Source organism: Flavobacterium ginsenosidimutans (assembly GCF_037478105.1).
Classification (GTDB): Bacteria; Bacteroidota; Bacteroidia; order Flavobacteriales; family Flavobacteriaceae; genus Flavobacterium; species Flavobacterium ginsenosidimutans.
Genome location: NZ_CP147988.1, coordinates 766221 through 783586 on the forward strand (window position 1 = coordinate 766221; position 17366 = coordinate 783586).

Below are 17366 nucleotides of genomic sequence, written 5' to 3' on the forward strand. Positions count from 1 at the left end.
AAAGGCTAAGTTAGTTTCTTTTTTAAAGAAATAAAAGATAATTTTAGCTGAATCCAAATTATTACGGAATATCGTAATAGCCTTTATTATTACTGAAAACCGTAATAACTTAAAATATTACCTAAAAACGTAATATTTAATTTTATTACTTATATTTGTAATAGAAAGTTTATTATTTTTTAATTATATTTGGTTATGACTAGTGTAATAACAGGCGACATAATTGGTTCTAGACAGCAGAAATCAGAAAATTGGGTTGAAGGTTTAAAGAAAATCTTAGCTCCATTAGGCCATACTCCAAGTCAATGGGAAGTATATCGTGGAGACGAATTTCAAGTTGAAGTAACCAATCCTGAAGATGCTTTACTGATTGCGATTTTAATAAAAGCGCATTTAAGATCCATAAAATCTGATGCTCGAATGAGTATTGGTTTTGGAGATAAAACGCACAATGCTACACGTATTTCTGAAAGTAATGGTTCTGCTTTTATACATTCGGGGGAACTTTTTGAAACTTTGAAAAAACAAAAAGTCACTTTATCGATGCGAACAGGAGATTCAGATTTCGATGAAAAACTGAATTTAATGTTACAGCTAGCGTTAACTTTTATGGACAGCTGGCTAGTTCAATCGGCAGAATTTGTGGCTTTGGCAATAGAAAATCCGACTTTATCGCAAGAAGAATTAGGTCAAAAACTAGGCATAAACCAAGCTGCTGTGAGCCGAAGACAAAAACGCGCTCAGTTTGATTTGGTTATGAATTTAGATCGTTATTTTAGAACACAAATAAAACAACTTACAGCCTCATGATTTTATTTATAAAACTGCTTCTCGCTCATTTATTAGGAGATTTTATCTGGCAGCCTAATTCTTGGGTAGCCGATAAAGAAACTAAAAAACATAAAAGCGTTTACTTATACGTTCACATTTTACTTCATGGAGTTTTAGCAGCTGTTTTGGCAGGAGAAATCAATTTTATTCCGTATGCTGTTTTAATTGCTGTTACGCACGGAATTGTCGATTTGATAAAACTCAATTTCCAAAAAGCAAAAACAAAACGCACATGGTTTGTAGTAGACCAAATTGCACATATTTTGATTTTAATTGGAGTTGTATTGCTTTATCAAAACAAAACCATCGTCAATTTTTGGTCTGATAATGAATTCTGGATTTTAATAACTGGAATTTTATTGGTTACCAAACCTTCTTCCATTTTTATCAAAACCATTATTTCGATTTGGAGTCCAGAAAACCAAATCAGCCAAAAAGACAATTCTCTTGCCAGTGCAGGAAACTACATTGGCATTTTAGAACGTCTTTTGGTCGTTTGTTTTATTCTTACTGCTCACTTTGAAGCAATTGGATTTCTGCTTGCGGCTAAATCCATTTTTAGATTCGGAGATCTAAAAGAAGCCAAAGACAGAAAACTAACTGAATATGTAATGATTGGAACTTTAATCAGTTTCGGAATTGCAATAATTATTGGCCTTTCAATTCAGGCGCTTCTTTTACAACTGCCCTAAAACTTTTTTGTTAATTGCTTTGATCAACGCTGGACCTTCATAAATAAAGCCAGTGTACAATTGCACTAAACTTGCACCTGCATTTAGTTTTTCAATTGCATCATCTGCAGAATGAATTCCTCCTACTCCAATAATTGGGAATGCTTTATTACTTTTTTCCGAAAGAAAACGAATTACTTCTGTGGAACGTTTTGTTAATGGTTTTCCAGATAAACCTCCAGTTTCTGTTTGATTCGCAGATTGTAAACCTTCCCTAGAAATAGTGGTATTTGTTGCAATCACACCTGCAATTTGAGTTGTTTTTACAATATCAATAATATCTAACAACTGCTCATCTGTTAAGTCTGGAGCAATTTTTAGAAGAATTGGTTTTACTTTTTGTGTGCTTGTTTTTTGTTTTTCGACATTTCTATTTTGCAAAGTCTGCAATAAAGCTGTCAAAGGTTCTTTATCTTGTAAAGCTCTTAAATTTGGCGTATTTGGCGAACTCACATTCACTACAAAATAATCTACATGATTAAAAAGCGCATCAAAACAAATGATATAATCTTTAACCGCATCTTCGTTATCAGTAACTTTATTTTTTCCGATATTTCCTCCGATTAAAACACCAGAATTCTTTTTCAAACGCTCTACAGCATCTAGAACTCCGCCATTATTAAATCCCATTCGGTTAATAATCGCTTGGTCTTCTTTTAATCTGAATAAACGCTTTTTCGGGTTTCCTTCTTGACCAACTGGAGTTACAGTTCCAATTTCGATAAAACCAAAACCAAAATCGCCAAGTTCTTTGTATAGCTTCGCATCTTTATCAAAACCTGCTGCAAGTCCAACCGGATTTTTGAATTTAATTCCGAAAACTTCTCTTTCTAATCGAGTGTCTTTTACTTCGTAAATTGATCTTATAATCGCCGATACTCCAGGGATTTTTGAAATGAATTTTACAAAGGAAAAAGTAAAATAATGCACTTTTTCAGGATCAAAACAAAAAAGAATCGGGCGAATTATCAATTTATACATAAGAGTTGTGTTGTTATTTTTTTGGATGCAAATTTAAATATTATAGTTTAAAAAGGTGCTTTTTTACCAAAACAAATAATTTCAATTTTGTTTAATTCTTTAATTTATAAATTAAATTGTTCTGCTTTTTATGTTGCAAGTTATAATATGAAACCAGTTCAACATTATAAACAGTAAACTCTGGCTCATTTATTATTTAATTTTGAGACTTAACAAAATCTTTTATACAAATAAATCAAACTTATGTATAAAGAAAATAACTCAGGCCGAGAATCTACAAACCTCTTTTTAATTCTATTATTATTAATTGGTTTTAAAGGACTTTCACAACAAGAAAAAGATACTACAAAACTGATGAATGTTCGATATGGCAGTAAAGGAATTGAACTGGAAACCCGAGACAAAAAATTTCTATTTCAATTACAAAGCCGATTTCAATTTCGCTTCTCTACTCCTTATGATACAGATCCTTTGACTTATGATGATTATAGTCAGGATGCGAAAACAACTTTTAAAATAAATCGTGCTAGATTAAAAATTGGTGGTCATGCTTTTGAACCTTGGCTGAAATATTATTGGGAATATGAATTGAGTCAGTCCAACTTACTTGATTTCAGAATTATGATTGAAAAATGGGACTTCCTAAGTTTTAAAGTAGGACAATGGAAAACAGAGTTTACACGCGAACGCTTTATTAGCAGCGGCGAACAGCAAATGGTGGAACGGTCTCTTATTAACCGTCCTTTTACCGTAGACAGACAATTAGGAGTTGAAGTTTACGGACACTTAAAAGGAGCCGGAATTGCCGACTTTAATTATTGGGCCGCAGCTTTAACAGGAACAGGACGCGGAAGCACTTCTAATGATGATAATCATTTAATGTATTTTGGGCGAGCACAATGGAATTTCCTAGGAAGATTTCTTGATTTTGAAGGATGTGATTTAGAGTTTCATGAAAAACTAACACCTATTATTGCTTTTTCAGCCATAACTAACCGAAGCCCTTATACTCGCTTTTCACAAGCTGGAGGAGGCTCATTAGACGGATTTGAAGATGGATTGCCTGGCCAATACAGAGTCAATCAATGGAATCTAGAAACTGCTTTTATGTACCGTGGTTTTTCTTGGCAAAGCGAATGGCACACTAAAGAAATCATCGACAAATACAATAACGATGATATGACTGTAATGAAAGGATACTATGTTCAGGCGGGTTATTTCTTTCATAATCTACTTGACTGGTGGCCAAAACGCTTAGAAATGGCGGGACGTCATGCCGCATATAGACCTGATAATTCGATAAGAGAAAATAGACAAGAAGAATCTACAATAGCTTTTAACTGGTTCTTTAAAGGACATAAAAATAAACTTACATCAGAAGTTAGTTATTTTAGTTTTCAGGACAAAACACTGCCATTGCAACAAGGCTGGCGATTTAGAATTCAATGGGATATTTCCTTATAAGCTTAAAATGAGACACCAAACTTTATAATCTATTTCTGTAAATAGTATATTTTTTTTCATAACTTTAATTAACATAAAACACTGAATATGAAAAACATATCAAAAACAGTAAAAAAATCAGCGCTCCTGTGCTTGATTGGAACATTTTTCCTTCTTTCTATTGATAGTTTTGCACAGCGTCATGGTGGTGGAGTTCGAAGAGGCGGTGGTGGAGCAACTCAGGCTAGACCTGCTCGACCTGCAACTCAGTCCAGACCAAATGTGAACCGACCTACAACTACTAGACCTGCTGCAACTACTAGACCTGGATCTAATAATTCTGGAACAAAATTTACCAGACCTGAAAACAGTTCAAATTCTAAGATAAATAATAGAAGTAATACTACTAACAGAAATAATACTGTAAATAGAAACAATACTGTAAACAGAAACAATACGGGTAATAGAAATACCAATATCAGTGGCAATACAGTAAACAGAAATAACATTAATGTTGACCGAAGCCGAGATATTACGATCAATAATAATCGGAATACAGTGGTAAGAAGAAATACTGTTGTTTATGCCCGTCCGCCTTATGTTTATGGCGGATATAGATATTACGGTTATCATCCTTATTATTATCACCCCTACAGACCTTTTTACTGGGGACCAGTTTGGCATCCTTGGGGATTTTTCGTTGCAACGTTAGCCGTTACAGCAATCGTTGTTAGTGTTGAAAGCACTCAATATCATTATGACCAAGGAGTTTGGTATGCCCCGTCAAGCGGAGGTTATACTGTTGTGCCTGCACCTGTTGGTGGAACTGTAAACAATATCCCAAGTGGAGCGCAAACCGTCAATACAGGAACCGTCAACAACTACTATTACGGCGGAACGTATTATGAAAAGGATGGCAGTAACTATAAAGTTGTTGCTCCTACAGCTGGAACAATCGTAGAAAGTTTGCCAGAAGGCGGTGAAGAGGTAACAATTGGTGATGTAAAATATATCAAATTTGGAGAAACTTATTATCAGCCTGTGCAAATTGATGGTAAAAACAAGTACGAAGTTGTTCTTGTTGAAGAAGATAAGTAAACTTTATTAATCCTATAAAATTAATATAATTATAAAAGTTATTTTCATAATTTTATACCCGCTATTGACAACCATAATCAGTTCAAAAATAATTAACCATGAAAAATAAAACCTTTTGGATTTTCGCTTTGCTTACGTTATCCATTATTTCAATTGCTTACAGCTATACCAGATTTGCCTTTAAAGAAGAAAAAACGGTTGCAGAATGCCATGAAGTTCCCAGCAACATAGAATCAGAATTTAAACCTACTATCGAAAATAAATTTAAACCAACAGCAAAAGCGCCAAAAGGTATGGTTTGGATTCCTGGAGGTGAATTTTCTATGGGAAGCAATGTTGAAGATGAAAGTCTGTGCAGTATTAAAGGTGTAACGAAAGATGCAGCTCCAATTCACAGAGTGTATGTAGATGGTTATTATATGGATGAAACTGAAGTAACTAATGAAGAATTCGAAAAATTTGTAAAAGCAACTGGTTATGTTACTGTGGCTGAACAAAAACCTACTAAAGAAGAATTTCCAACGGCAAACGAAGAAGATTTAATAACAGGTTCTGTAGTCTTCACTCCTACACCATCTGCTGTTAATTTGAATAATTTTTTGCAATGGTGGCGTTATGAGCCAGGTGCAGATTGGAGGCATCCTGAAGGCCCACAAAGCACTATCATAGGAAAAGAAAAATACCCTGTTGTTCATGTTGTTTATGAAGATGCTGAAGCTTACGCAAAATGGGCAGGAAAAAGACTTCCAACTGAAGCAGAATGGGAATTTGCTGCAAGAGGCGGTAAAACTGGAAATTTGTATGCGTGGGGAAATGATTTAAAACCAAAAGGAAAATTTCAAGCTAATATTTATCAAGGACATTTTCCAATAAAAGATGGCGATACTGGCGAAGATGGTTTCAAAGGAATTGCTCCAACAAAACAATACGCTCCAAATGCATACGGTTTGTACGATATCGCTGGAAATGTTTGGGAATGGGTACACGATTGGTACAGTGTTGATTATTACAAATCATTAGCAGAAAGCGGGAAAGTAACAAAAAATCCGCAAGGTCCAGACGCTTATTATGATCCAAACGATCCTACTGAAATAAAACGCGTTCATCGTGGCGGTTCATTTTTATGTACTGATCAATATTGCACGCGATACATGGTTGGAACAAGAGGAAAAGGCGAAATCAGATCTGCCGCAAACCACGTAGGTTTTAGATGCGTAAAAAGTAAATAACAAATTCAAAATACTAGAAAGGGATTCAATTTAGAATCCCTTTTTTTATTAATTCAGATATTGAAAGCTAAATTTTCCAGCAGAAATTTTTTTCTATATTTGCTAAAAATTCAAAAAAATGCAACATATCATAGATCGCTTTATCAGTTATGTAACGATTGATACGGAATCGGATCCAAATTCACAAACAACACCAAGTACACAAAAACAATGGAATCTTGCCAATAAATTAGTTGACGAATTAAAAGCAATTGGCCTTGAAGATGTAACGATTGACGACAAAGCTTACATCATGGCAACACTTCCGAGCAATGTTGATCATGAAGTGCCAACAATTGGTTTTGTTTCTCATTTTGATACTTCTCCAGATTTTAGCGGAGCCAACGTAAAACCTCAAATTGTTGAAAATTACGACGGAAAAGATATTGTTTTGAATGCTGAGAAAAACATCGTTTTATCTCCAAGTTATTTTAAAGATTTACTATTATATAAAGGTCAGACTATCATTACGACTGACGGAACAACTTTATTAGGAGCAGACGATAAAGCTGGAATTACAGAAATTGTTTCTGCAATGGAGTATCTTATTCAGCATCCAGAAATCAAACACGGAAAAATCAGAATCGGTTTTACTCCAGATGAAGAAATTGGCCGTGGCGCGCATCATTTTGATGTAGAAAAATTCGGAGCACAATGGGCTTACACAATGGACGGAAGTCAGATTGGCGAATTAGAATATGAAAATTTTAATGCTGCTGGAGCTAAAATTACTTTTAAAGGAAAAAGCGTTCATCCAGGTTATGCTAAAGGAAAAATGATCAATTCTATGCTTTTGGCAAATGATTTTATCAATGAACTTCCAAAAGGTGAAACTCCACAAGAAACTAGAGGTTACGAAGGCTTCTTTCACGTTCACCACATAAAAGGAAATATCGAAGAGACAGTTTTAGAATTAATTATTCGTGATCACAACAGAAAGAAATTCGAAAAAAGAAAAGAATTGATTCATAAACTGGCGAAACAATTCAATAAAAAATTCGCGAAGAAATTTGGCGAAGACATTGTAACTGCTGAAGTTAAAGATCAATATTACAATATGAAAGAAAAGGTTCTGCCTGTAAAACATATTGTAGATATTGCTGAAAAAGCGATGAGAGAATTAAACATCAAACCGATCATTAAACCAATTCGCGGCGGAACTGATGGTTCTCAATTATCATTCATGGGACTACCTTGTCCGAACATTTTTGCAGGCGGGCATAATTTTCACGGAAAATACGAATATGTTCCAGCAGAAAGCATTCAGAAAGCAACTGATGTTATTGTGAAAATTGCTGAATTAACAGCGATTCCTGGTATTTTTGACGCATCAGAAAAATCTAAAAAAAGCAAATAATTGGAAACTAAATCCGAAAATAGAGGCATTTGGAAATACGGCGATAAATGGGAAGAAGAATTACTTTTCCTAAAATCGATCATTGACAAAACCGAACTGACTGAAACTACAAAATGGGGCGGTCCTGTTTATGTTTACGAAAAGAAAAACGTAATTGGCCTTGGCGGATTTAAAGATTATTTTGCAATATGGTTTTTTAATGGCGTTTTCTTAAAAGACAAAAAAAAGAAACTGATAAACGCTCAGGAAGAAGTAACGAAATCTTTGAGACAATGGCGTTTCACTTCGAAAGAGGAAATCAACGAAAAAGAAGTTTTAGAATACATTCACGAAGCAATTGAAAACGAAAAGCAGGGAAAAGTCATTAAACCTTCTAAAAAAGAAGCAATAGTTTCAGAACTTCTAAATGTAGAAATGGCTAAAAACCCAGATTTGAAATATGCTTTCGAAAAATTTTCTCCTTACAAACAATACGAGTTTTTAGAATATATTGAATCGGCAAAACAAGAAAAAACAAAGCTTTCAAGAATTGAAAAAGTGATTCCGATGATTTTAGCGAATGTTGGGTTGAATGATAAATACAGGTAATATTTAGAAATTCAAAATTCCAATAACTTTGTCATTCTGAGCGAAGTCGAAGAACCAAACTATACGAGACTAAACCTTTATCAAAGTTTTAAACTTTGACAAAGGTTTTTCTTTTTTGTCATCCTGACGAAGGAAGGATCACACGCGGAAATCGACAAAGATTGGAGACATACTGTATGGAGTTTCTTGTGTGATCCTTCCTTCGTCAGGATGACAAGATTACTGTGAATAAAAAACAAAAAAATCCCAAACTCCTTTTAGGAATTTGGGATTTCAAATATTATAATTTAAAAATTAAGCTTTTTTATTCAAAGCAGCGCTCAATTCTAAAGAGATAGCAGAACGCTCTAATTTTAATTTTCCTGACATAGTTTCGATTACAACAGTAGTTTCTGCTAATTCAGCAATTTTACCGTGGAAACCACTTTTTGTAACTATTTTATCACCTACTTTTAGGCTGCTTTCAAATTCTTTTTCGTTTTTAGCTCTTTTTTGCTGTGGTCTAATCATGAAGAAATAGATTACCACGAACATCAAAAGGAATGGCGCAAATTGAGTTAATTGTCCCATAATTTAAATTTATTTTTGATTTATATTTAATATTCTTTTTTAACTCTTCTCCCGAAGCCTCGGGACGCTCAGAGAGACAAAGCAGTTGAAATTTGGTATTTAAAAAATTGAAAATTTAATTTTTACATTAACCCTCTTCCCGCTTTTACCATCTTTTTATTGGCAGTAAGTTCTTTTACAAGATTATCTAAAATTCCGTTGATAAAAATACTACTTTTTGGTGTAGAATACTCTTTTGCAATTTCTAAATATTCGTTAAGAGTTACTTTTACTGGAATTGAAGGGAATTTAATAAACTCACAAATTGCCATTTTTAAGATAATGGTATCAATTTCAGCAATACGATCACTGTCCCAATTTGGTGTTTTATCTTCATATTCTTTTGCAAATGCCGTTTCGTTTAGAATTGTTCTTCTAAATAAATCTTTTGCAAAATCTTTATCTTCAACATCTTTATATAATTTTGGCACTCTAAAATCGTCTGGATCTTCCGTTTTGATTGCTTTCAATTGTTTAACGATATGTGTATTTACAACAGGAATATCATCAACCCAAGTCAATTTATCGTCTTCTAAGTACTCGTATAATTTTTCATTTGGAACAATAACATTTTCAAACAAATCAATAATAAATTGTCTGTCTTCTTCAAACGTATTTACGTTATTGCTCATATATTTTTGGTAGATATCGCTTGCTTTAACATCATTTAAAAGCAAAATAATATAATCATCGTTTAATGACCAGTTATTAATTTTACGATTTTCTAAAGCGATACTAAGAGAATTGCTTTCGGCAAGAAGTTGAAAAATTTTATTCTTTACAAATTTTTCATTCGGATTACGTTCTGCGGCAGTTGCCAGGTGTTTTTTGCTTGACAGATGCAAATAGACAGCTTCTTTTTTGCAAATTTCTATCAATGAAGAAAGCATTATAAGATATAAGTCCTGAATATTGTCAATGCTGTAGAAAAGAAATTTCTCTTCTTTTTCCATGTTATCAGAACCGCTTTGGTGCATTGCATAAATGGATTGCATTACTTTAACGCGTATGTGTCTTCTATTTACCACCTTGTAAGAACATTTAAAAATTAGTCTGCAAAAGTATAACTTTTGATACGTATTTTAAAATTAATTCGTAAAAAAGTAGTTGTTTTAGTGGTCTTTTTTATTTAGTTTTCAGTCCCAGTCCCAGTTTTCAGTATTTAGCGAAAACAAAAAAGTCACAGTTTCCAGATAAACTGAAAACTGTGACTGTAAACTGAGTACTAAAAAAAATTACTTAGAAGCGTTCTCGATTCTTCTTTGATCGATACGATTTTGAGCAATAGTAAGAGCCGCTTTATGCGTTGTAATTCCGTTTTTAGCAGCGAAATCTATAATTTCTAAAGTTGTATTGTAGATATTTTCTGTCTTAGTCATGATTTCAGCTTTACCGTAGTTAGCTAATTCAGCATAAACATTGATAATTCCACCAGCGTTGATTAAGAAATCTGGAGCATATAAAATTCCTCTTTCTTGTAATCTTGCACCGTGAACATTCTCATCAGCTAATTGATTGTTGGCAGCACCAGCAATAACTTTAGCTTTAATTTTATCTACTGTATTATCATTGATTGTTGCTCCCATCGCACATGGCGCATAGATATCAACATCGGCAGTATATAAATCTTCACCAGTATAAATTGTTGCATTGTATTTTGAAGCAACTTGGAATAATTTCTCTTCGTTGATATCAGAAATAGTTACCTGTGCTCCTTCTTTAGTTAAATACTCAACTAGAGTTTCACCAACGTGTCCAATTCCTTGTACTAGAACTTTTTTACCATCCAAAACATCAGTCCCAAACTGACTTTTAGCAGCAGCTTTCATACCTAGATAAACTCCGTAAGCTGTTACAGGAGAAGGATTTCCAGAACCGCCTCTTTCTTCAGAAATACCAGTAACATAAGGCGTTACATCTCTTACAGTATCCATGTCTTTAGTTTCCATTCCGACATCTTCTGCAGTGATATATCTTCCGCTTAATGAGTGAACGAACTCTCCGAACTTACGCATTAATTCAGGTGTTTTTTGCGTTTTAGCATCACCAATAATAACTGCTTTACCTCCACCAATATTAAGTCCAGTAATAGCAGATTTAAAAGTCATACCTCTCGAAAGACGTAAAACATCATTTAAAGCCTCCCATTCTGTGTTGTAATTCCACATTCTGGTTCCTCCCAAAGCTGGCCCCATAACTGAATTATGAATACCAATAATTGCTTTTAAACCTGTATCTTTGTCATTGCAAAATACAATTTGTTCGTGATCGTCAAAAGATAACTGTCCAAAAACAGGATCCATTTTTTGAAGTTCCTTTCCAGTTGCGAAAGTTGCATCCATAGCGCTAGTATAAATTAGTTAAAATTATGAATTCGTCAAAAAGACTTCTCAAACATAATTAAAAAATACACATGTGCTAATTTTTTATCTTTAAAATAACAATATTACAATATAATTGTTTTGATTAAATCGCAAATTATTATAATTTTATTTAATAATAATTCTTAAATACAAAACAATTCAATATCAGATTTCTTAAAAAAATGAAAGAATTAAGCTATTTAAACAAATATTTCATTAAATATAAATACAGTTTTTCGTTAGGTATTTTAATCACCATAATCGCACAAATATTTTCGTTATTTACTCCAAAGCTTATCAGTAAGTCTTTAAACGCAATTGAGAATTTTGACAAATTATCTGCTGCAGAGCAAAAATCGGAAATAGTAATAGCAACTTTTCGTCAGGATCTTATTCATAATGTGCTACTTATCATTGGAACTACGATTGTTGCTGGATTTTTAACCTTTTTAATGCGTCAGACTTTAATTGTAATGTCTCGTCATATTGAGTTTGATTTAAAAAATGAAGTTTTCAGACAATACGAGAATCTTTCGCAAAATTTCTACAAACAAAATAGAACTGGCGACTTAATGAACCGTATTAGCGAAGACGTTTCAAAAGTCCGCATGTATGTCGGGCCAGCAGTAATGTATACTATTAATACATTTATTCGTTTTGCGATCGTTATATTATATATGTATAATGTATCACCTCTTCTTACCTTATATACTATATTGCCATTGCCGATTCTTTCGTATTGCATTTTCAAATTAAGTTCTGAAATCAATAAAAGAAGTACAACTTTCCAACAATATCTTTCTAAAGTATCCAGTTTTACTCAGGAAATCTTTTCGGGAATTCGCGTTATTAAAGCCTATTCTTTAGAAAATCAGCACCAAAATAATATGGTGGATCTTGCCGAAGAAAGCAAACGTAAAAGTTTAAGTCTTGCAAGAGTTCAATCTTTGTTTGGTCCGTTAATGATTGCCCTTATCGGAATCAGTAACTTGGTTGTAATTTATTTTGGAGGCGTAATGTACATTAACGGAAGTATTCCAAACATTGGAACAATTGCTGAGTTTATTTTATATGTAAATATGCTGACTTGGCCAGTTGCTTCTTTAGGCTGGGTTTCTTCAATGGTTCAAGAAGCTGAAGCTTCTCAAAAACGTTTAAATGAATTTTTGAAAATTGAACCGGAAATCAAAAACAAAAACGAAGATTCATCAGACATACAAGGAAATATTACTTTCGAAAATGTTTCTTTTACTTATAAAGACACTAATATTGAAGCGTTGAAAAATGTTTCTTTCACAGTAAAAAAAGGAGAAACATTAGCCATTTTAGGAAAGACAGGTTCTGGAAAATCGACTATTCTATCTTTGATTTCGAGATTATATGATGTAGCAGAAGGTGATATTAAAATTGATGGAATAGAAATCAGTTCTTTAAACTTAAATGATCTTCGAAATAATATCGGAATCGTTCCTCAAGATGCTTTCTTGTTTTCGGATACTATTAAAAACAATATCAAATTTGGAAATCAAAATGCAACAGACGAAGATGTAATCGAAGCTGCGAAAAATGCTGTTGTTCATGACAATATTATTGCTTTCAACAAACAATATGACACCATTTTAGGAGAAAGAGGAATTACACTTTCGGGCGGACAAAAACAGCGTGTTTCGATTGCGAGAGCGATTATAAAAAATCCAGCAATCTTACTTTTTGACGACTGTCTATCTGCAGTTGATACCGAAACTGAAGAGTTGATTTTGAATAATTTATTTGAAATTTCTAAAGATAAAACCACCATAATTGTAAGCCATCGAGTATCATCTGCCAAAAATGCAGACAAAATTATTATTTTAGAAGATGGTAAGATAATTCAACAAGGTTCTCATAATCAATTAATAAATCAAGAAGGATATTATTCAGCGTTATATTTAAAACAACTTTCGGAAAAAGAATTACTTTAATTGTTGCGTAATAGATAATTTTTTATGATTTTTGAGTACTATTAATTCCAAAAATGATAGAACGTATTATGAGAGAAAATGACATGTTAGAAAAAGAAGAGATTTTTTCTAAAGTATTACGAGCAGGAAGAAGAACTTATTTCTTTGATGTGAGAGCTACCAAAGCTGATGATTATTACATTACTATTACCGAAAGCAAAAAATTTACTGAGGAAGATGGTTCTTTTCACTTCAAAAAACACAAAATTTACTTATACAAAGAAGATTTTAGTGCTTTCGCCGAAATATTAGAGGAAATGACTTCTTATGTTTTGAACCACAAAGGCGAAGAAGTAATTTCTGAAAGACATCAAAAAGATTTTAAGAAAGAATACAGTTCTGAAAAAGCTGAAGATCAAAGATCTAGTTTTACAGATATCGATTTTGATGATATTTAATCAAAATCATCTATATAAAGTAGGAGTCCAATTTGTTCTGCATTTTGGACTTTTTTTATATATTAATTTATAATTTTAGATTTTAGACTTCAGATTTTAGATTTTCTCAAATCACCTAAATTCAGAGTAATACAATTCAATACTTATAAAATGAAAAAATTAATAGTTCTTTTAAGTTTCTTCTTCTTTGTAATTTCCCTTTCTGCACAGAATACAGAATATGAAACGAAAAACAATATCCAATATTATAATGCTACTGCAAATAAATCTGACAAATATATCAGCGAAAGATGTGTTTTAGATATTTATTATCCAAAAAACAAAACTGGTTTTGCAACAATCGTTTGGTTTCACGGTGGCGGATTAACTGGTGGAAACAAAGAAATTCCGGAAGCTTTAAAAAATAAAGGTTTTGCTATTATTGGTGTAAATTATAGATTATCTCCAAAAGCAAAAGCTGAAAAAGCTATAGAAGATGCTGCCGCAGCTGTTGCATGGACTTTTAATAACATTGCAAATTATGGAGGCGATAAATCTCAAATTTTTGTTTCAGGGCATTCTGCAGGAGGATATTTAGGAATGATGATTGGTCTGGATAAAAAATGGCTACAAAAAGAAAACATTGATGCGAATCAAATTGCTGGACTTATTCCGTTTAGCGGACAATGTATTACACATTTTGAAATTAGGAGAGAAAACGGAATTCCAGAAAAACAGCCAACAATTGACAAATTTGCGCCTTTATATCACGTTCGCGCCGATGCTCCTCCATTATTGTTAATTACGGGAGATCGCGAATTAGAAATGTTGGGACGTTATGAAGAAAACGCGTACATGGCTAGAATGATGAAATTGGTTGGTCACACGCAAACTAAATTATATGAATTAGACGGTTACGGTCACGGAATGACAGAACCTGGTTTTCCTCTTTTAGTAAATGAAGTAAACCGAATTTTAAAAGAACGCAAAAAATAATCACTAAATAAAAATTCCACGGCAATGGAGACACAACTATTAATTATACCAGGACTTGGAGATTCTGGAGAAAAACATTGGCAGACCTTTTGGCATCAAAAATTCGAAAATTCTATTCGTGTGGTGCAAGATAATTGGGATGAACCAATTAGAGAGGAATGGCTTGACAGATTAAACGAAAACATCTTAAAACTTAACAAACCAACGATTTTAGTTGCACACAGTTTGGCTGTTTCATTGGTTTTGCATTGGGCAGAAAAAAATAATAATCCAAATATAGTTGGCGCTTTTTTAGTCGCACCAGCAGATGTTGATTCACCTCAGCACACACCAGAATGTACTAGAAATTTTTCGCCAATCCCGCTTTATAAATTACCTTTTCCATCAGTTGTTGTTGCAAGCGAAAATGATCCTTACGCTTCTTTCGAAAGAAAAAAATACTTCGCAGAAAAATGGGGAAGCGATTTTGTAAATATCGGCCAGCAAGGTCACATTAATTCTGATTCTGATTTAAAATATTGGGAAGAGGGTCAGTTGATATTACAGAAGTTGATTGAAAAGATTAGTTAAGTTTTCAGTCGCAGTCTCAGTAAACAGCCTAGAACTGAAAACTGCGACTGCGACTGAATACTAAAAAAACTAACCAATACGCAGACCATTTTCAATTTTAAAATCTGGGGCTAATAAAATAACATCTCCGCCCTCGCCTACAGCTCCAAGAACCAAACATTCACTCATAAATTTTCCGATTTGTTTTTTCGGGAAATTTACAACCGCTACAATCTGGCGATTAATTAAATCTTCTTTCTGATATCTTTTGGTAATTTGTGCCGATGATTTTCTAATTCCGATTTCTGAACCAAAATCAATTGTAAGCTGAAATGCTGGTTTCCTTGCTTCGGGAAAATCGTTTACTTCTATAATTGTTCCGACGCGCATATCTGTGCGTTCAAATTCATTCCAGGTTAAATCCATTTTTAAATTGTATTATTTACAAACCTATAAATTTTGTAATTAATGCGCCTAATTCTATAACCTATTTCTTTTTCTTTAAATCTAATTTTACGAGAAGAAAAAATGAAAATACTCACGTAAAAAGATATAACATGGAACATACTGAACCAAATGCATGCATGTCAATCAAAGATTTTGAATCTAATCTAAAACAGGTTCATACTGATAAATATATAGAAACTGCCCAAAATGTTAGACTTTATGTTAAAGATTACGGTCAAGGAAAACCAGTTATTCTAATTCACGGCTGGCCACTTTCTAATGAAATGTGGGAATATCAAATAGATCATTTAGTACAAAACAATTATCGTGTTATTGCCTACGATCGCCGCGGATTCGGGAAATCTTCTCAGCCTTGGGACGGTTACGATTATGATACTTTGACAGATGATCTTAAAGAAATTATTGAACAATTAGAATTAGAAGATGTAACTCTTGTTGGTTTCTCTATGGGCGGTGGCGAAGTGGTTCGTTATTTCAGCCGTCATGGCGGAAAAGGAGTTACAAAAGCAGCTTTGATTTCGTCAATCATTCCGTTTCTGTTAAAAACGCATGATAATCCAGACGGACATCCAAAAGAAAAAAGTGAAAATACTGCAATGGCAATTAAAGAAGATCGAATTGGTTTTGTAGACAATTTCGGAAAAACATTTTTTGGTGTAAATATCATCAACAAACCAATTAGCACGCCTTTATTAGAATATTATAGAAATTTATGTTCCGTGGCTTCTCCAAGAGCTACTTTAAAATGCGCTGAATCTTTTTCATACACGGATTTTAGAGATGAAGTAGATTTCATTAAAGTTCCAACTCTAATTATTCACGGAGACGACGATAAAATTGTACCAATTGATCTTACTTCAAGAAAAGCAGCAAAATCAATTGCAAATAATACTTACATTGAATATGAAGGAGCGCCACACGGCTTATTTTACACCGATAGAGAAAAGCTAAATGAAGATTTATTAGATTTTTTGAATTCATAAAAATTAAAAAAAGTATCCAAAGAAGCAAGCTGTTGTGGCTAACTGCTTTCTTTGGATACTTTTTATTCTTGTGCTCTTTTATTTACAGTTTTTTAAAGCTATTTTTGAAAATCAAATTTCAAATAAAATGGCACGAACAGAATCAACAATGCTTCCATTAGGAACAATTGCTCCTGATTTTTATTTAAAAGATACGAATTCAAACAATACTTATTCTTTTAAGGATTTAAAAGGTTCTAAAGGCACTTTGGTTATGTTTATCTGCAACCATTGCCCATTTGTGCATCATGTTATTAAAGAAGTTGTAATGATTGCAAATGATTATCGTGTGCAAGGACTTGGAGTAATTGCTATCTCAAGTAATGATGTTGTAAAATATCCACAAGATGGTCCTGAGTTAATGACAGATTTTGCAATGGAAAACAAAATCGATTTTCCTTACTTGTATGATGAAACCCAAGAAGTTGCAAAAGCCTATCAAGCAGCCTGTACGCCAGACTTTTATTTATTTGATAATCAAGACAAATTATTCTACCGCGGACAACTAGATGATTCTAGACCTGGCAACGGAATTCCTCTTAGCGGAAGCGATCTTAGAGGCGCTATAGATGCCTTAATTTACAATAGAAGCTTAAAAAATCCACAGAAGCCAAGTTTAGGCTGCGGCATAAAATGGAAGTAATATCTCACTAAATTCAAAAAGATTAACTATCTTTGCAAATCA

The 17366-nt window shown here is 33.2% G+C and carries 18 protein-coding genes; 13 read left to right on the plus strand and 5 right to left on the minus strand.

Features of this window, described 5'->3' with window-relative positions; translation table 11 throughout:
• Positions 1-195: 195 nt before the first annotated feature.
• Together V6624_RS03580 and V6624_RS03585 are read left to right on the plus strand one after the other, a co-directional pair.
• Positions 196-810 (plus strand): hypothetical protein, encoded by a 615-nt coding sequence (locus tag V6624_RS03580; protein ID WP_338840867.1) that lies wholly within the window; start codon positions 196-198, stop codon positions 808-810.
• Positions 807-1523, plus strand: a complete 717-nt coding sequence (locus tag V6624_RS03585) for a DUF3307 domain-containing protein (RefSeq protein WP_338840868.1) — start codon at positions 807-809, stop codon at positions 1521-1523. The genes V6624_RS03580 and V6624_RS03585 overlap by 4 nt, the downstream gene beginning before the upstream one ends.
• Here the strand turns inward: V6624_RS03585 and V6624_RS03590 are convergent.
• A complete protein-coding gene (locus V6624_RS03590; protein ID WP_338840869.1) occupies positions 1509-2543 on the minus strand; it encodes a quinone-dependent dihydroorotate dehydrogenase in 1035 nt (344 codons plus the stop codon). The two genes, V6624_RS03585 and V6624_RS03590, sit on opposite strands and share 15 nt — an antisense overlap.
• A gap of 243 nt (positions 2544-2786) precedes the next feature.
• Between V6624_RS03590 and V6624_RS03595 the strand changes: the two genes are divergently transcribed.
• The 5 genes from V6624_RS03595 to V6624_RS03615 all read left to right on the plus strand — a co-directional run bounded on the left by V6624_RS03595 (position 2787) and on the right by V6624_RS03615 (position 8297).
• Positions 2787-4007, plus strand: a complete 1221-nt coding sequence (locus V6624_RS03595) for an OprO/OprP family phosphate-selective porin (RefSeq protein ID WP_338840870.1) — start codon at positions 2787-2789, stop codon at positions 4005-4007.
• A gap of 87 nt (positions 4008-4094) precedes the next feature.
• Entirely contained in the window at positions 4095-5084 is a 990-nt protein-coding gene (locus V6624_RS03600; protein WP_338840871.1) for a DUF6515 family protein, read from the plus strand.
• A gap of 98 nt (positions 5085-5182) precedes the next feature.
• The gene (locus V6624_RS03605; RefSeq protein ID WP_338840872.1) at positions 5183-6313 is read left to right on the plus strand and encodes a formylglycine-generating enzyme family protein; all 1131 of its coding nucleotides are present in this window, start codon (positions 5183-5185) and stop codon (positions 6311-6313) included.
• 118 nt (positions 6314-6431) lie between these two features.
• The gene (pepT, locus tag V6624_RS03610; protein ID WP_338840874.1) at positions 6432-7709 is read left to right on the plus strand and encodes a peptidase T; all 1278 of its coding nucleotides are present in this window, start codon (positions 6432-6434) and stop codon (positions 7707-7709) included.
• A complete protein-coding gene (locus V6624_RS03615) occupies positions 7710-8297 on the plus strand; it encodes a YdeI/OmpD-associated family protein (protein WP_338840875.1) in 588 nt (195 codons plus the stop codon).
• A 294-nt stretch (positions 8298-8591) separates the two neighbouring features.
• On the opposite strand, the gene yajC is transcribed toward V6624_RS03615, so the two are convergent.
• From yajC to V6624_RS03630, 3 genes are all read right to left on the minus strand, one after another.
• Complete coding sequence (gene yajC / locus V6624_RS03620; protein WP_053471036.1) at positions 8592-8867, minus strand: preprotein translocase subunit YajC; 276 nt, start codon at positions 8865-8867, stop codon at positions 8592-8594.
• Positions 8868-8989: 122 nt separating this feature from the next.
• Positions 8990-9901 (minus strand): transcription antitermination factor NusB, encoded by a 912-nt coding sequence (gene nusB / locus V6624_RS03625; protein ID WP_095931444.1) that lies wholly within the window; start codon positions 9899-9901, stop codon positions 8990-8992.
• A gap of 240 nt (positions 9902-10141) precedes the next feature.
• Complete coding sequence (locus tag V6624_RS03630; protein WP_338840881.1) at positions 10142-11248, minus strand: Glu/Leu/Phe/Val dehydrogenase; 1107 nt, start codon at positions 11246-11248, stop codon at positions 10142-10144.
• Between the two features lie 203 nt (positions 11249-11451).
• On the opposite strand from V6624_RS03630, the gene V6624_RS03635 reads away from it, so the two are divergent.
• From V6624_RS03635 to V6624_RS03650, 4 genes are all read left to right on the plus strand, one after another.
• Positions 11452-13230, plus strand: a complete 1779-nt coding sequence (locus tag V6624_RS03635) for an ABC transporter ATP-binding protein (RefSeq protein ID WP_338840882.1) — start codon at positions 11452-11454, stop codon at positions 13228-13230.
• Between the two features lie 68 nt (positions 13231-13298).
• Positions 13299-13667, plus strand: coding sequence for a PUR family DNA/RNA-binding protein (locus V6624_RS03640; RefSeq protein WP_338841902.1), 369 nt, complete (start codon positions 13299-13301; stop codon positions 13665-13667).
• 150 nt (positions 13668-13817) lie between these two features.
• On the plus strand, positions 13818-14642 hold the full coding sequence (locus V6624_RS03645) for an alpha/beta hydrolase (RefSeq protein WP_338840883.1): 825 nt from the start codon (positions 13818-13820) through the stop codon (positions 14640-14642).
• A 24-nt stretch (positions 14643-14666) separates the two neighbouring features.
• The gene (locus tag V6624_RS03650; RefSeq protein WP_338840884.1) at positions 14667-15212 is read left to right on the plus strand and encodes an alpha/beta hydrolase; all 546 of its coding nucleotides are present in this window, start codon (positions 14667-14669) and stop codon (positions 15210-15212) included.
• Between the two features lie 69 nt (positions 15213-15281).
• Here V6624_RS03650 and V6624_RS03655 read toward each other — a convergent pair whose 3' ends face one another.
• Complete coding sequence (locus V6624_RS03655; protein ID WP_338840885.1) at positions 15282-15617, minus strand: tRNA-binding protein; 336 nt, start codon at positions 15615-15617, stop codon at positions 15282-15284.
• Positions 15618-15748: 131 nt separating this feature from the next.
• On the opposite strand from V6624_RS03655, the gene V6624_RS03660 reads away from it, so the two are divergent.
• Positions 15749-16642: an alpha/beta fold hydrolase gene (locus V6624_RS03660; protein ID WP_111287613.1), complete on the plus strand. Its 894-nt coding sequence runs from the start codon at positions 15749-15751 to the stop codon at positions 16640-16642.
• Between the two features lie 127 nt (positions 16643-16769).
• Positions 16770-17324, plus strand: coding sequence for a thioredoxin family protein (locus V6624_RS03665; protein WP_338840886.1), 555 nt, complete (start codon positions 16770-16772; stop codon positions 17322-17324).
• Positions 17325-17366: the final 42 nt, after the last annotated feature.

Excerpts from the sequence above, each read along its gene's own strand:
- V6624_RS03580 (WP_338840867.1), top strand. The coding sequence starts at position 196 with ATGACTAGTGTAATAACAGGCGACATAATTGGTTCTAGACAGCAGAAA.
- V6624_RS03585 (WP_338840868.1), top strand. The coding sequence starts at position 807 with ATGATTTTATTTATAAAACTGCTTCTCGCTCATTTATTAGGAGATTTT.
- V6624_RS03590 (WP_338840869.1), bottom strand. The coding sequence starts at position 2,543 with ATGTATAAATTGATAATTCGCCCGATTCTTTTTTGTTTTGATCCTGAA.
- V6624_RS03595 (WP_338840870.1), top strand. The coding sequence starts at position 2,787 with ATGTATAAAGAAAATAACTCAGGCCGAGAATCTACAAACCTCTTTTTA.
- V6624_RS03600 (WP_338840871.1), top strand. The coding sequence starts at position 4,095 with ATGAAAAACATATCAAAAACAGTAAAAAAATCAGCGCTCCTGTGCTTG.
- V6624_RS03605 (WP_338840872.1), top strand. The coding sequence starts at position 5,183 with ATGAAAAATAAAACCTTTTGGATTTTCGCTTTGCTTACGTTATCCATT.
- pepT (WP_338840874.1), top strand. The coding sequence starts at position 6,432 with ATGCAACATATCATAGATCGCTTTATCAGTTATGTAACGATTGATACG.
- yajC (WP_053471036.1), bottom strand. The coding sequence starts at position 8,867 with ATGGGACAATTAACTCAATTTGCGCCATTCCTTTTGATGTTCGTGGTA.
- nusB (WP_095931444.1), bottom strand. The coding sequence starts at position 9,901 with ATGCAATCCATTTATGCAATGCACCAAAGCGGTTCTGATAACATGGAA.
- V6624_RS03630 (WP_338840881.1), bottom strand. The coding sequence starts at position 11,248 with ATGGATGCAACTTTCGCAACTGGAAAGGAACTTCAAAAAATGGATCCT.
- V6624_RS03635 (WP_338840882.1), top strand. The coding sequence starts at position 11,452 with ATGAAAGAATTAAGCTATTTAAACAAATATTTCATTAAATATAAATAC.
- V6624_RS03640 (WP_338841902.1), top strand. The coding sequence starts at position 13,299 with ATGAGAGAAAATGACATGTTAGAAAAAGAAGAGATTTTTTCTAAAGTA.
- V6624_RS03645 (WP_338840883.1), top strand. The coding sequence starts at position 13,818 with ATGAAAAAATTAATAGTTCTTTTAAGTTTCTTCTTCTTTGTAATTTCC.
- V6624_RS03650 (WP_338840884.1), top strand. The coding sequence starts at position 14,667 with ATGGAGACACAACTATTAATTATACCAGGACTTGGAGATTCTGGAGAA.
- V6624_RS03655 (WP_338840885.1), bottom strand. The coding sequence starts at position 15,617 with ATGGATTTAACCTGGAATGAATTTGAACGCACAGATATGCGCGTCGGA.
- V6624_RS03660 (WP_111287613.1), top strand. The coding sequence starts at position 15,749 with ATGGAACATACTGAACCAAATGCATGCATGTCAATCAAAGATTTTGAA.
- V6624_RS03665 (WP_338840886.1), top strand. The coding sequence starts at position 16,770 with ATGGCACGAACAGAATCAACAATGCTTCCATTAGGAACAATTGCTCCT.